The organism is Coleofasciculus sp. FACHB-712, assembly GCF_014695635.1.
GTDB lineage: Bacteria > Cyanobacteriota > Cyanobacteriia > Cyanobacteriales > FACHB-T130 > FACHB-T130.
Window position 1 is genome coordinate 1 of the sequence record NZ_JACJOQ010000548.1, and the last position, 13898, is coordinate 13898.

Genomic DNA, 13898 nt, shown 5'->3' on the forward strand with positions numbered 1-13898 from the left:
AAAAATCTGCATCCAATGGCTAACCCAAGCGATCGCATCCATCAAGCCGCCTCAACTTCAAATTTCAGCCGCCGCTCAGCGAAAGATTAATAACATTTTATGTTTTCTTTAACGATCCTTGGGGCGGATGTGTAAACCTATGGTATGGCATCATTTGCTCAGGGGATCGCTTGGCTACTGTTCTTGTGGAGAGGGGTATTTTTGCGCCAATGGTATTAGGAGTGTAGGAAATGAACCCTCATCAATTAGTACCCTGGGATGACAGTTCTCAGGCAACAACTCCTCGCGGACAGTTAGAGCATTTTGAAGAGCTAGTTGCAGCATTAATAGATCAACCGATCCAGACGAAGGAACAACTCCAAAAAGAGATTCTCTCACGACAAAGGTTTGAAACAGCGTTAAGCGAAAGTGAGAGACGATTCCGCGCTATTTTTAATCAAACATCCCAATTTATCGCGCTACTGCAATCAGACGGGATTGTCCTAGAAGCCAATCAGACGGCGCTAAACTTTGGTGGAATCACTGCAAGTGATGTAATAGGTTGTTTTTTTTGGGAAGCGCCGTGGTGGAGCGTTTCGCCAGAGATCCAGGAACGTTTAAAATGCGCGATCGCTCAAGCAGCAGCCGGAGAAATCGTGAGTTACGAAGTTGAGATGCGGGGTGTTGGAGAGACTGTCGCCACCTTTGACTTCTCGTTGAAGCTTTTGAAGGTAGAAACAGAGTTTGTTGAGGCACAGCATACGCTACCTTTATTGATTGCCGAAGCTCAGAATATTACCGAGTGCAAGCACTCAGAAAATCAGCTCACCCTGTGTAATCTAGAACGGCTAACGCTATACAAAATTTCAGAAATCGCGCAGGGGACTCAATCTCTTCACGCCGCATTTCAAGAGATTGTTGAACAAATTAGTATTGATACTGGTTTTCCGATTATCACCATCGAACTTTATGACGAAGCAAGGCAAATGATGGTGTTTGCAGGGCTAAAAGGAGTTCCCTTGCTTGCGGATACAACTGTTCTGGAGGTGCCGGTAGAGCAGACACTTTCGGGGAGTGTGGTTCGCACGGGTCAACCTGTCGTGAAGACGGATCTTTCGCAGTCAGCCAAGAATAGTAACTTTAATAAAATATTCTCGCAGTCAGAGATTAAAACTTTCATTTGTATGCCGATGATCGTCAACCAACGGTCGATCGGAGTTTTAAGTTTAGCCCATCGGGAAATCGTTCAATGCAATGATTCATTCCTGAAATGGATTGGAAGTTTGGCTAATTCTATTGCTTCCCTAACCGAGCGCAAGCAGGCAGAGCAAGCACTACGGGAAAACGAAGCGAGGTATCGTCGAATTGTCGAAACCACCGTTGAAGGGATCTGGGTTCTCGATCCAGAGGGGAATACAGCTTTTGTGAATAACCAGATGGCACAAATGCTAGGACTAACAGCGGCTCAAATGCTAGGCAAGCCTTTGTTTGCTTTTATGGATGACGAAGGTCGCGCGATCGCAAAAGCTTTCATGGAGCGTCGCCGCCAAGGAATTAAAGAACAACATGATTTTAAATTCTGCCGTCAGGATGGCTCCGATCTATGGGCAATTGTTTCTACCAATCCCATCTTCGATCAAGTGGGAAAATATGCGGGAGTCCTGGGAATGGTAACGGATATCACCCAGCGCAAAGCCACTGAAGAGGCATTGTTGCAGCAGGCAAAGCGGGAGTCGTTGATTCGGGTAATTACTCACCAAATCCGTCAATCTCTGAAGCTGGAGGAGATTCTCAACACGACGGTGACAGAAGTGCGACAATTTCTTGCCTGCGACCGGGTAGTCATTTTCCGCTTTCATCCAGACTGGAGTGGCGTTATCGCAGTTGAGTCGGTCGATTCTCGGTGGACGCCAATTTTAGGCTCGACGATGACAGACCATTGCTTTGCACAAACTTATGTGGAGCCTTACAAAAACGGTCGGATTCTAGCGATTGAAGATATTTATACGGCAAAGATAAGTCCGTGTCACATTGATTTACTGGCTCAGTTTCAGGTGAGAGCAAACTTGGTGGTTCCCATCCTCCAAGGCGAGGATTTGTGGGGATTATTGATTGCTCATCATTGTTCGCAACCGCGACAGTGGCAGCAGCTAGAGATTAATTTACTCCAAGAATTAGCAACACAGGCGGGAATCGCGATTAAACAAGCCCAACTTTATCAACAGTTGGAGGAAGCGAATCAGGAGTTGCAGCGCCTTGCCGTTTTAGATGGCTTGACTCAGGTAGCGAATCGCCGTTGCTTTGACCAGTATCTGAATAGTGAGTGGCAGCGGCTGGTGCGAGAGCAAGCACCCTTATCATTAATTTTGGGCGATATCGATTTTTTTAAACTCTATAACGATACTTACGGTCATCAAGCGGGAGATGAATGTTTAAAGGCAGTGGCGAGTGCGATTCGGCGTGCAGTGAAGCGTTCGACGGATTTAGTAGCTCGTTACGGGGGAGAAGAATTTGCGATAATTTTGCCGTATACCGTAGTTGAGGGAGCAATCCGAGTTGCTGAGCAAATCCGCGCTGAAGTGAAGGCGTTAGCGATCGCGCACGTTAATTCTCAAGCTAGTCAGCAGATCGCGCTCAGTTTGGGCATTGCTAGTGTAATTCCAACTTTAGAATCCTCACCAGCAATGCTGATTTCCGCAGCAGATACCGCCCTCTATCAGGCAAAAGCCGCAGGGCGCGATCGCTATTCCGCACACAATTAACGGCTCAGGGTACGAATGAACCGTTGTAAATTGGTGAACAATCCAGGTTTTTTCGGCGCTGCGGTGTCGCTGCTGCGGTTGCTGGGATTGGCGGCGTCCTTACCCTGAGTAGTTCCTGCCAGAATGTTGTCAAGTTCTTCGCCCACGGGTTTTGTAGAAACTTCGGCAATCAGCTGATAGTTGTCCTTGGTTTCCTGCCAAACTTGCCAGGGGGACGGGTAGCAGCGAAGCACCGCAGCACCGTCGAGGGGTCTGAGATAGTAACTAGATTCCAGGGTAGTCAGGAAGCGATCGCGCAATTGTCGTCCCGCGTAGCCAATGCCAATAATAGCGGCGTCTTCTAGATTAGGGTTGAGGAGAACAACCGGGCGATCGCCTGCTGCTTCGCACAGTTTTTCCACTTGCAAGACTTCTACTGCGGAAGGTTCAACGAACAAGAAAACACGATCTTCTGGGTGAATTTTCTCATCTACCGACGCTCGGCTACTGCCAATATCTGTAATTTTAAAGGGTACTTGTCCCCAGTCGCGGCGGGCAAGGGCAGCTGCCCCGGCGTCGGGAAAGAAAACTTTCAACTCCGATGCCATCTCCTCAAAGGCTTCGATAAATTGCAAGGCGACGGGCATCGGTTTGAGTTCTGGGAAGACTAACTCGACCTTGATGCGGGTGTAACCATTGGCGATCGCAGCTTGGGTTGCTTCGCGGGATTGCGCGATCGCTTCTTCTAGTGATTTAGGAAGTTCTGCCATCTCGAAAATTGTTGAATTTAAGTGGATTCAGCCAAAATGTCAAATTGATTAAAAAACCTCTTTCTAACCCTCTCCTAAGAGGAAAGGGGACAAGAGAAAGAATGTTTTAATTGTGTCGGGATTGCTGCTTGCCTCCGTTAGGGAAGTGGCGCGGAACGCGCAGTACGGGAAGGAGGTTGGGGATTCGGTTTAATGTTGTCGTTGATGATTCCCACCTACTGATTACTGTGAGTCGTTAGCATTCAAAATTCTAAACTCAAAACTCGCTCCGGCTGAAAGCTATTCTTGGAAACAGGCATCAATCGCTCTAAAACTTGCTTCAGCACCATTGCTGCCCAGTCTACATCCGCTTCCTCGGTGTCCCGTCCCAGGGTGAAGCGAAAGCCTCCTAAGGCAACTGCATCGCTGTATCCCATTGCCAGCAAGATGGGGCTGGGGCTGAGTTTGCCACTGTGACAGGCAGAACCGGCACTGATGGCAATTCCAGCCAGGTTCATCTGCCGCACCAAGGTTTTTCCGGTAACTTTTTCACTCTCTCCGATGACGCTAAAACTGACGTGGTGGGGTAGCCGATGCTGCCTGTCGCCGGTGGGGATGAGGTGGGGAACATCCGCTAAATGGGAGAATAAGCGATCGCGCAATTTTATCAATCTCGGTGTCTCTGTTCCCAATTCTTGCGCCGCTAACTCAGCCGCCACGCCAAAACCAGCAATGACAGGAACAGCCTGAGTTCCGGAACGCAGTTTTATTTCTTGCCCTCCCCCGCACAATAAAGGCGCTAACTCTACACCAGGGCGGACATAAACCGCACCCGCGCCCTGAATGCCATAGATTTTGTGGCTGGAAAGAGAAAGCATATCCACTGGCAGCCGCTGCACGTCAATCGGTAAGCGTCCAGCGACTTGGACGGCATCGGTGTGAAACAACACCCCGTGGGAGTGGGCAATCTTGCCCAATTCCTCAATTGGTTGCACCGTACCGACTTCGCTTTGCCCGTAAATAATCGAAACTAAGACTGTATTCGGTTGCAGTGCCTTTTCTAAATCGGTGGGATTCACCCTCCCTTTAGTATCTACCGGCAACCGCGTCACCTGCCAACCCCACAACTCTAATAAACGCGCCGGTTCTGACACGGCTGAATGCTCGACGCTGGAGATAATGATATGCTGGGGCGTCCTGTAGCTGCGGGCAACCCCCATAATCGCCAGATTGTCTGCCTCGGTGCCGCCAGAAGTGAAGATAATCGACTCAGCCGGTGCGTTAATGAGTCCAGCGACCTGAATTCTTGCCAGTTCCAGAACCGTTGCTGCCCGTTGCCCCCACTCGTGCAAGCTGGAAGGATTGCCCCACTGCTGGGTGAGGACAGTTTGCATGGTTGCGATCGCTTCTGGGCGAGTGGGCGTAGTAGCACTATAATCCAGATAAATTTGCATGGTTGATTAAGCGACAGGCTGTCTCTTCTTTCAGCATATAGCGCCTCTCGCTAGAGCGTCTCTCACCTAACTACCCGGTTTACAGACGTTATATTCTTCGTGAGACATGACTTCTTCTGGCACCAGCTTTGTCCCGCAGTCGCGGCAAATCATCCGGTAGTCGCGGCTCAAAGGGATACTAATAATCAAGCGGTTGTGGCGCATCCGCTTGCCCCGAAATTCGATATAGTTCCGGCTACCCTCCAATCTAGCGATGATGGCACGCGCCTTCACTACCAAATGAGCGGGAAGATGTCTTAAATTAATCGGATCGAGTGAAAAAGATTCTTCCCACTCCTGTTTTTCCTGTTTTCTTTGAATCCAGGTGGCGCGTTCTTGAACGCAGCGATGGCAGGTTTGACCATGACCTTTGTGACCGCACGAAAACGTTTTTTTTCTGGTTGGCATAAAAAATAGTGGTGTGGCTTGGTGCCTCCCACCCCCACAAAGCTTTTATCCTGTGGAAACTCTCCGCCGTGGGCGGTTGGACAAGATCGAATATTTTGTCCGCTTGCAGTTTATGTTAATGCAAGAGGGGCAAGTCTTTGAGAATCGTTTTCGCTTGCTGACGAAAAATCGGTGATGACACCACGAATCCGTCAGGTTATCGTGTGGGTGATGAAAGAAATTTATGCTTCGATGACGTAAAAAAGGGATGGCGAGTTCGCCTATCCTCTGTATCTATCAGCATCTATCAGCGAATCCAACTTCCCGTGCATCTTCTTTTTTCCCCGCCGACAATCCGTCTGGGTTTCACGTTACTGCTGGCGCTAACTCTCGGCGCGTGTCAGCGAGTGCAGTCGAAGAATTCCCGTCTCACGCCTCTGCCGCAAGATCCTTTTGTTCAGGTATATTTCAACCACGCCCAAACGGCAGAATATACTGAGCCGTATCGCCAGCAACGACGACAGGGAGATGATTTAGAGCAACAGATTGTCGATGCGATCGCGTCTGCGAAATCCAGCGTTGATGTGGCGGTGCAGGAGTTGCGCTTACCGAAGATTGCAACAGCGCTAGTGGATCGCAAAAAGGCTGGGGTAAAAGTTCGGGTAATTTTAGAAAATACCTACAGTCGTCCTCTCAGTGCGATCGCTTCAGCAGAGTTAGCAAAACTGCCGCAACGAGAACAGCAACGCTATCAAGAATTTCTCAAATTAGTAGACCGCAACGACGATAATCAGCTCAGTCCAGCGGAAATTAACCAAGGAGATGCCTTGGTCATGTTACGCAATGCGGGTATTCCGACAATTGACGATACCGCTGACGGTTCCAAAGGCAGCAGCCTGATGCATCACAAATTTGTGATTGTCGATAACGCAAAACTTATCGTGACTTCCGCTAACTTTACAACGTCGGATATTCACGGTGATTTTGCCAAGCCTAGCAGTTTGGGCAATGCCAATAACTTGCTAAAAATCGATAGTCCGGAGTTGGCAACCCTTTTCACCCAAGAGTTTAACGTGATGTGGGGCGATGGGCCAGGAGGCAACCCGGATAGTAAATTTGGCATCAAAAAGCCCTATCGACCCCCACAGCAAGTCAAGTTGGTCAATACCACCGTCACCGTCCAGTTTTCCCCAACTTCGACCACTCAACCCTGGAATCAAACCAGTAACGGCTTAATTGGCAAAACCTTAAGTACCGCCGCCCAAAGTGTTGATATGGCGTTGTTTGTCTTCTCCGATCAGCATTTAGCGAATATTCTAGAAATCGACCATCAAAATGGGGTGCAGGTACGGGCTTTAATCGATCCCGATTTTGTCTATCGCCCCTACAGTGAAGCTTTGGACATGATGGGGCAAGCCCTAAGCAATCAATGCAAGTATGAGGTTGATAACCGCCCCTGGCAAGAACCAATTACCACAGTTGGCGTGCCATTACTGCCAAAGGGCGATTTGTTGCATCACAAATTTGGGGTAGTGGATAAAAAAAACGTCATCACTGGCTCCCACAACTGGTCAGAAGCCGCCAATAGCGGCAATGATGAGACGGTGTTAGTCATTGAAAGTCCGACGGTTGCTGCCCATTATGAGCGCGAATTTGACCGCCTTTATAAGAATGCTGTGTTAGGTGTTCCTGATGGGATTGGGCAGAAAATACAGGCACAACAGAAACAATGTTCCCAGCAAACAACAGCTTCTCAACCCTCCCAAACCACTCCAACTGCCAATCCAAAAGCCAAACTTCCGATTCAAAAGGCGCAACCACCGAAAAGTCTCTCTAATTCTCCTCAATCCTCTGTCCCTAGCCCTAAGCCCGATCCCTATCTGGTCAACCTCAATACTGCAACTCAAGAAGAAATCGAGGCATTGCCTGGAGTTGGGCCAAAATTAGCGCAACGCATTATTGAGGCGCGTCAGCAGAAATCTTTTACCTCGTTACAAGACCTTGACAAAGTGCCAGGAGTTGGCCCCAGCTTGCTCGAAAAATTAAGCGATCGCGTGACTTGGTAGCAACTACTCCTTCTTTCCGGATCGGGACAATTTGCCAACGCTAACGACAATTGGACTAGCATCTGACAGGATAGTGCTGGTCTTAATGTACTGGGGTGTTATGCCATGAAGCTGATCCGCCTTCTCCTCAAAAATTCTTGGGTAACAGTCATTTTGGCTGCATTGACGGGTCTTCTCAGTGGTGGGAGTAGTGCGGGTCTAATAGCCCTGATTAACCTCACCTTAAGAAATATTCAACTACCAACAACGACCCTGGCTTGGAGCTTTGTTAGTTTGTGCTTTCTTCTGTTTGTGACCATGACTGCGTCCCAAGTCCTGATTGCCCGATTAGCAGAGGAGGTCATCTTCAATCTGCGAATGCTCTTAAATCAACGCATTCTGGCTTGTCCCTTGCGTCACTTAGAAGAAATTGGTTCCTCCCGGCTTCTCGCGACCCTCACAGAAGATATTGAGGTAATTTCTAGTGCCTCTATTTCCGTTTCTGGACTATTTGTAAATCTCGCCATTTTAGTGGGGTGCCTGCTCTATTTGAGCTGGCTATCTGTACCTCTTTTCTTTTTCATCCTAGGTTTCATGGCGTTAGGAATCTTGAGTCATACTCTACTGGTGACGAAGGGTAGGGATTCTTTCAAGCTTTCCCGCGAAGTGCGAGATAGGTTATACGAGCATTTTCGGACTACCACGGAGGGGACGAAGGAACTCAAGCTGCACCACTCTAGACGCCAAGCGTTTCTCTCTCAAGACCTCCAGGCTGCCGCTGCATCTTCGCGCCATTACCGAGTTGCGGCAATGAGTATTTTCGCTTTTGCTGGAAGTTGGGGGCTACTGTTGTTCTTCGTTCCCATTGGGTTGCTGATTTTTGGTTTACCTTTGCTAAGAAATATTCCTGTTTCTGTTCTATCCGGCTACGCTTTAACAATCGTATTTATGATTACTCCGTTGCGGGGGATTTTAAACACTCTTCCCGATTTAAGTAGAGCGAATGTTGCTTTAGATAAGATTGAATCGCTTGGCTTATCGTTGGTAGCCCAGAGAACTGAGGAGCATCTGACAACGACCCTAGATTCACAATTTGAGTGGAGTTCTTTAAAATTAGTGGGGGTGACTCATGCTTACCGTGGGGAACGGGAAGAACATCGCTTCATTCTAGGGCCACTCGACGTAACTTTTCATCGTGGAGAATTAGTGTTTATTGTGGGTGGGAACGGGAGTGGCAAATCTACTCTTGTGAAGCTGCTAGTTGGACTCTATATTCCGGAATCGGGAGAAATTCAATTTGACGGTAAAGCGATTACAGATAAAAATCGCGAGTGGTATCGCCAACAGTTTTCAGTTGTTTTCTCTGACTTCTATCTCTTCAACCGTCTTCTAGGATTAGACACTCCATCACTAACTAACCAAACCCAAAAGTATTTAGAAAAGCTGGAATTAGATCGTAAAGTGCAGGTAAAAGACGGTATTCTTTCCACTACTGCTTTATCCCAAGGACAGCGCAAGCGTCTTGCTTTATTAACGGCGTATTTGGAAGATCGTCCTATTTATATATTTGACGAATGGGCGTCAGACCAAGACCCTGTATTCAAAGAAGTTTTTTACACTCAACTGTTGCCAGAGTTAAAAAGTAGAGGCAAGACGGTTTTAGTTGTTAGTCACGATGACCGGTACTTTGAAGTTGCCGATAGGATTGTGAAGTTAGATTATGGGAAGGTGCAATATGATAAAAACTTACATCGTTAATGATATGTTTTCTTGAATTCTTACTTATAATTCGGAACCCCACCCCAACCCTCCCCGTTCACGGGGAGGGGGAAATATGCTTCTTTCTCGTTTATGAGAGAATTGAAAGAATTTTCGTAAGTAAAGATGAGGGTAAATTTTTTTATCCTTTATAATTACTGATTAACAATTCCTCTTTGTTTGATAGTGTTCTCTGTGTTCTGAGATAAATCAGGCCAAGGTAAAAAATTCAGCCGGAGAATACGTTTATTCGGAACGTTGTCCCAAGCGCTAAAAACGCGCTTCCAATCATCAAGAAATTCGGGTTGAACTTGCCCTAATGTTTTTACTAAAGAGTGATAGACGCGATCGCTTACTGCTTCATCGGATGTGACGCCTTGCCGAACTTCCAAATCGAACTCTAGATACTGTTGATCTTCTTCGTAAACAATTCGGGCGCGGTATAGTCCGGTGAGAATATCGTTGAGTTCTTCGCATTTTACCGCTGCATCCAACATATATTCGGTCAGATTAGTTCCTAAAAGAATTAAACAACTATCTGAGCGACCCGTGACTGCTAAAATATTTGGAAGCCAAGGGCTAGATTTTGCAATAATCTTAACTAAAGCTTCATCCTTAGAATCTAGCTTGTCCGAAGTAAGAATTGCTTTTCTTAATTTGCTCCAACTATATAACGCAACACGGTCGTAGAGAATGTAGCGCACTAGCGGAATTCCTTGCCAACGAGTCACGCAAAAGTGACCATCAACAAGTTCCACAAAAGTGTCAGAAGCAATGAAATGAAAGAAGTGAGGAATGGGAGATTCTAGACCTAGCGAATTAGCAAGTTTCTGGTTACGATACAGTAGTTTTCGCAAAGCGATCGAAGCGAGAGATTCAGTTCCCAGTCCCCCAGTATCGGCGCTGGCGTACATGGAAAACATAAATGGAATATCTTCTGCTATCCCCGCCCGATTTTGCAAAGAAGTGCGGATACTTTCTGGAAAAGGTTCACCAATTACGATGTATCTTAATTTTTCTAATGGAAGCGATCGCTTTTGCTCACTTGCCTTTAGATGAAGATGCGCGATCGCAGATGGTACAATCAATAGAATAATCTGATCTACCAATTGGTTCATCTTGCAGATCATTTCAATAATATCATCTTGCTGGATACCTGGGCAGAATACCCAGAAAGGATAAGGCGTATTCGCTGCCATATTATTTAACGCCCAGGAAAACGATACTCCTCCGAGAGAACTTCCTAAGCTAAGTCCAACAATTGCCAGCGTTTTTTTCTTGTGTACAGCAAAGGTTCGTTCCAGAAATATCCGGGTTTTAAGACCGACAAAACGGCTATTTGATTTTAGAATAGGCCAATAAAATGAGTTTCCGGATGATCCGGAAGAACGAGCGATCGCATAAATTTTATCAGCATTATCTGCTAGCAATTCCTCAAATGGATAAGCTAAAGCATAATATTTTTTATCTAACAAAGGTAGTTGGTTAAATGGAACTCGTGCTTTAATTCCTTGAGTTCCTAAAAACTGTTTGTAAGCGGGTACGCCTCGTTGGGCACGTTGATACACTCTTTCGGCTAATCTTTCCGACCCTAAAGAGTTTTTTATGAATGGTTTAAATTTCATGGAGTAGTGCTAAAGAAGTTGGAAAGTTTTCTTTTTTTACGAACCGCGAAGGCACGAAGGACACGAAGGAAAGAGAGGGAAGACAAGAAGAGTCTATAAATAAGTCTTAAATTTCTAACGCTAAACGCAGAGTACTATAAGACAAACTAAAAATTGAACAATTTTTAGATATTGCTTAATGAAATATTGAACGAATTAAATTAGATTGAAACAAAAATTTACTAAACTAAGTCATAAATTCCAGAGCTTTGCAAATTCTTAGTGTATGTAATAAAGAAATAGGAACCCCAAACTGATTTTAGGGGTGGATGGAGGGGGGAAACTTCCCTATGTCAAGCTTTCTAGATCGGCACATTCACGCAGGCGTGAAGTTTTGAACGTTATTACTATATAAATTATGGTGAATCTTAATTTGCAAGCGTCTAATTCTCTTCGCAAAACCCAAACTTTTAACAATCCCGATCGCTTTATTGAGGGATGGTATTGGGCTATTCCCTCTCACAATCTCAAGGTGGGTGAGGTGAAGCCTGTAACCCTTTTGGGAAGGGAACTGGCGATTTATCGGGGCAAGGATGGGAAAGCGATCGCTCTCGATGCATATTGCCCCCACATGGGCGCACACCTTGCCGAAGGAAAAGTCGAAGGCAATGGTATTCGCTGTTTTTTTCACAATTGGAAGTATGACCAAGCGGGGAAGTGTATCGACATTCCGTGTTTGGAAAAGCCGCTTCCAGCTAAGGTGCAAAGTTGGCCTACGGCGGAAAAATACGGGATGGTGTGGGTGTGGACTGGAGAAACGCCAGGACAGCCTTTGCCGTGTCCTCCCGAACTCAAAGACGAAGAATGCGATGCGGCGATCGCGTCTTGCTTCGTGAAGAACTGTCACCCCAACGTGGTGATGATCAACGCTATCGACGCCCAACACTTCAATACCGTTCACAACCTGCCACTGAAAATTGTGTTTGAGAAGCAGGAAGACGAAAACGCGATCGCTTTCAGCAACACTACGCGGGGAGGGGACGAATCTCTGTTTGTAAAACTAATCCGCCCCTTATATAAAAATGAAGTTACTTATAGTATGTGCTACTGGTACGGCAGCACTGGCACTGTGACACTTGGGCCAGACTTCCTCCATTTCTACATCATGTTTGCCCTTCGCCTCACCGAAGCCGGAAAAACTGAAGGACAGACTTTATTAATTACTAAGAAGCGTCTGGGTGTACTCGGTTGGATCTTTAACCGAATCGTACTTTGGCTGACGAAGATGGTGGGGAATTACTTTGCCAAAGGAGACACCCAAGTTTTCCAAACGATTAAGTTTGACTTTCAGACTCCGACGAAAGAGGACAAGTCGATTATCCAGTTCATCCAGCACGTCGAGAAACAGAAAGCGATCGCGTGGGGAACTTGGGAGGCGGCTTTGCCGGAGGAGGAGCATCGGCAATATGATTTGAATAAGGCAGACCTAACCTCCCAACCCCCTTCCCTGCAAGGGAAGGAGGTGCAGGACTCCCCAATTCTCGCAGCCGAAGGTCAGGGAAGCCGAGAGGTAAAGGAGAATTCTTCCTCAGTCCTCAGTCCTCCCTCCTCAGCACTCAGTCCTCAGCCCTCAGTCCTTCCTCCTCTCTCCCTAACCCCGGAGGCGAGATGAGTTCTGTATTGATTACAGGCTGTTCGTCCGGCTTTGGTCGGGCTATGGTTGATGAGTTTCTTCGGCGGGGTTGGCACGTCATTGGTACGATGCGGAACGCACCGCAGCGACGGGAAATCCTCGCAGAATCGTTAGAAAGATATAGCGATCGCTTGACGATTCTCAGTCTAGAAATCACCGAACCCAGCCAACGAGATGCCGTAGTTGAGGCAGTTCGCCAAACAGGTCGGCTGGATTGTTTGGTAAATAATGCAGGCTACAGGTTCTACGGCGCTTTGGAGGATTTGAGCGAGGAGCAAATCCGCCGTCAATTTGAGGTGAATTTCTTCGGTGGGGTGTTCCTGACTCGCGCTTTGCTTCCGTTGATTCGGGAAGCGCAGGGAACCCTAATTTTTATCTCCTCCACCTTCGGCTTTACCGGCTTTCCCTTGACCTCGGCTCATTGCGCCAGCAAGTATGCTCTGGAAGGCTTAGCAGAGAGTCTTTATTACGAGCTTGAGTCCCACGGGGTTCGTGTCGCCTTGGTAGAACCTGGAGCCAGCAAGACGACGAATAATGGCAAGAATATGAGTTGGGGGGAAGGAAACGCTGAAACTTATCGAATCCAGACGGAAAACTACCGGAGGCTGAATCAGCGAGTTATCTCAACGGCTCAGGATAATACGCATCTGGTCGCCAAACGGGTTGCTGATATTGCCGAAGGAAGCGATCGCCAACTCCGCCGTCGAGTCGGCTGGGATGCCAATTTTACCCATATTTATCAACAAATCTTGCCAGATAGGGTGCGCCTACCGTTATCAAAAATGATTTATCGACGGCTATTTATGGGGAGACAAAGCCGATGAATCAATACCAAAAAACAGCAGGCTTCGATTTGCCTCACATCCCATCTGACGACAAGCTGCGTCGCGTACTCTCCTCAGCCTTGAAGAGTCGGCTGGGTGAAGAGCCGATTTCCCCAGAACTTATGAGCAATTCCTACTGGGACGCCGCTCACTTTAGTCTTGAGAAAGTCCAGATTTTCCAAGATTCTAGCCAACAAGAGCAAGCAGAAATCCTGCGGCGATGCAGTAGCGGACTCATAGAAGAAGCCTATTTCATCGAAAAAGCCGGAGTCGGTTACATGGCAAAAATGGTGCTGCTGGCAGAAACCACCGAGGAGCGAATGCTCTACGCACTCTTCAGCTCCGACGAAGTGACTCACCTTGCCCAGATTAGTCATTTTTTGCCTGAAAAACACCTCCTGGGGACAGACGACCCCTTCTTGCGCTTCCTGGCAGATTTGGTGGAAACCCAGGATAAAACAGTCCTGCTATTTGTGCTTCAGGTAGTGCTAGAGGGGTGGGGTTTGAGCCATTACAGAAGTCTCGCCAAAGACTGTGTAAATCCTCAGCTAGCTGGGATATTCGAGGGATTTTTGCAAGACGAGAGCCGTCACCACGGCACCGGAGTCACTCTGTTCAACCAGAT

The 13898-nt window shown here is 47.3% G+C and carries 10 protein-coding genes; 6 read left to right on the forward strand and 4 right to left on the reverse strand.

The window, feature by feature from the left end; translation table 11 throughout:
- Positions 1-230 precede the first annotated feature (230 nt).
- Positions 231-2741, forward strand: coding sequence for a diguanylate cyclase (locus tag H6F50_RS19345; protein ID WP_190429956.1), 2511 nt, complete (start codon positions 231-233; stop codon positions 2739-2741).
- Here H6F50_RS19345 and H6F50_RS19350 read toward each other — a convergent pair.
- The 3 genes from H6F50_RS19350 to H6F50_RS19360 all read right to left on the reverse strand — a co-directional run bounded on the left by H6F50_RS19350 (position 2738) and on the right by H6F50_RS19360 (position 5370).
- Positions 2738-3490: a DUF1995 family protein gene (locus tag H6F50_RS19350; RefSeq protein WP_190413407.1), complete on the reverse strand. Its 753-nt coding sequence runs from the start codon at positions 3488-3490 to the stop codon at positions 2738-2740. The genes H6F50_RS19345 and H6F50_RS19350 overlap by 4 nt on opposite strands.
- Positions 3491-3732: 242 nt before the next feature.
- Complete coding sequence (locus H6F50_RS19355) at positions 3733-4923, reverse strand: cysteine desulfurase family protein (protein ID WP_190429957.1); 1191 nt, start codon at positions 4921-4923, stop codon at positions 3733-3735.
- A gap of 66 nt (positions 4924-4989) precedes the next feature.
- Positions 4990-5370, reverse strand: coding sequence for a hypothetical protein (locus H6F50_RS19360; protein WP_190413403.1), 381 nt, complete (start codon positions 5368-5370; stop codon positions 4990-4992).
- 332 nt (positions 5371-5702) lie between these two features.
- Here H6F50_RS19360 and H6F50_RS19365 point away from each other — a divergent pair, with 332 nt between their 5' ends.
- On the forward strand, positions 5703-7415 hold the full coding sequence (locus tag H6F50_RS19365) for a phospholipase D-like domain-containing protein (protein ID WP_347277186.1): 1713 nt from the start codon (positions 5703-5705) through the stop codon (positions 7413-7415).
- A 105-nt stretch (positions 7416-7520) separates the two neighbouring features.
- Positions 7521-9152: a cyclic peptide export ABC transporter gene (locus H6F50_RS19370; protein WP_190429958.1), complete on the forward strand. Its 1632-nt coding sequence runs from the start codon at positions 7521-7523 to the stop codon at positions 9150-9152.
- A gap of 155 nt (positions 9153-9307) precedes the next feature.
- Here H6F50_RS19370 and H6F50_RS19375 read toward each other — a convergent pair whose 3' ends face one another.
- On the reverse strand, positions 9308-10777 hold the full coding sequence (locus tag H6F50_RS19375) for a hypothetical protein (RefSeq protein ID WP_190429959.1): 1470 nt from the start codon (positions 10775-10777) through the stop codon (positions 9308-9310).
- Positions 10778-11177: 400 nt separating this feature from the next.
- Between H6F50_RS19375 and H6F50_RS19380 the strand changes: the two genes are divergently transcribed.
- The 3 genes from H6F50_RS19380 to H6F50_RS19390 form a co-directional block, all read left to right on the forward strand.
- Positions 11178-12428, forward strand: coding sequence for an aromatic ring-hydroxylating dioxygenase subunit alpha (locus H6F50_RS19380; protein WP_347277187.1), 1251 nt, complete (start codon positions 11178-11180; stop codon positions 12426-12428).
- Positions 12425-13273, forward strand: a complete 849-nt coding sequence (locus H6F50_RS19385; protein ID WP_190429961.1) for an SDR family oxidoreductase — start codon at positions 12425-12427, stop codon at positions 13271-13273. Before H6F50_RS19380 ends, H6F50_RS19385 begins: the two co-directional genes overlap by 4 nt.
- A partial coding sequence (locus H6F50_RS19390; protein ID WP_190429962.1) for a ferritin-like domain-containing protein occupies positions 13270-13898 on the forward strand: 629 nt, incomplete at its 3' end. The genes H6F50_RS19385 and H6F50_RS19390, both read left to right, overlap by 4 nt.

Excerpts from the sequence above, each read along its gene's own strand:
- H6F50_RS19370 (WP_190429958.1), top strand. The coding sequence starts at position 7,521 with ATGAAGCTGATCCGCCTTCTCCTCAAAAATTCTTGGGTAACAGTCATT.
- H6F50_RS19350 (WP_190413407.1), bottom strand. The coding sequence starts at position 3,490 with ATGGCAGAACTTCCTAAATCACTAGAAGAAGCGATCGCGCAATCCCGC.
- H6F50_RS19385 (WP_190429961.1), top strand. The coding sequence starts at position 12,425 with ATGAGTTCTGTATTGATTACAGGCTGTTCGTCCGGCTTTGGTCGGGCT.
- H6F50_RS19360 (WP_190413403.1), bottom strand. The coding sequence starts at position 5,370 with ATGCCAACCAGAAAAAAAACGTTTTCGTGCGGTCACAAAGGTCATGGT.
- H6F50_RS19375 (WP_190429959.1), bottom strand. The coding sequence starts at position 10,777 with ATGAAATTTAAACCATTCATAAAAAACTCTTTAGGGTCGGAAAGATTA.
- H6F50_RS19345 (WP_190429956.1), top strand. The coding sequence starts at position 231 with ATGAACCCTCATCAATTAGTACCCTGGGATGACAGTTCTCAGGCAACA.
- H6F50_RS19355 (WP_190429957.1), bottom strand. The coding sequence starts at position 4,923 with ATGCAAATTTATCTGGATTATAGTGCTACTACGCCCACTCGCCCAGAA.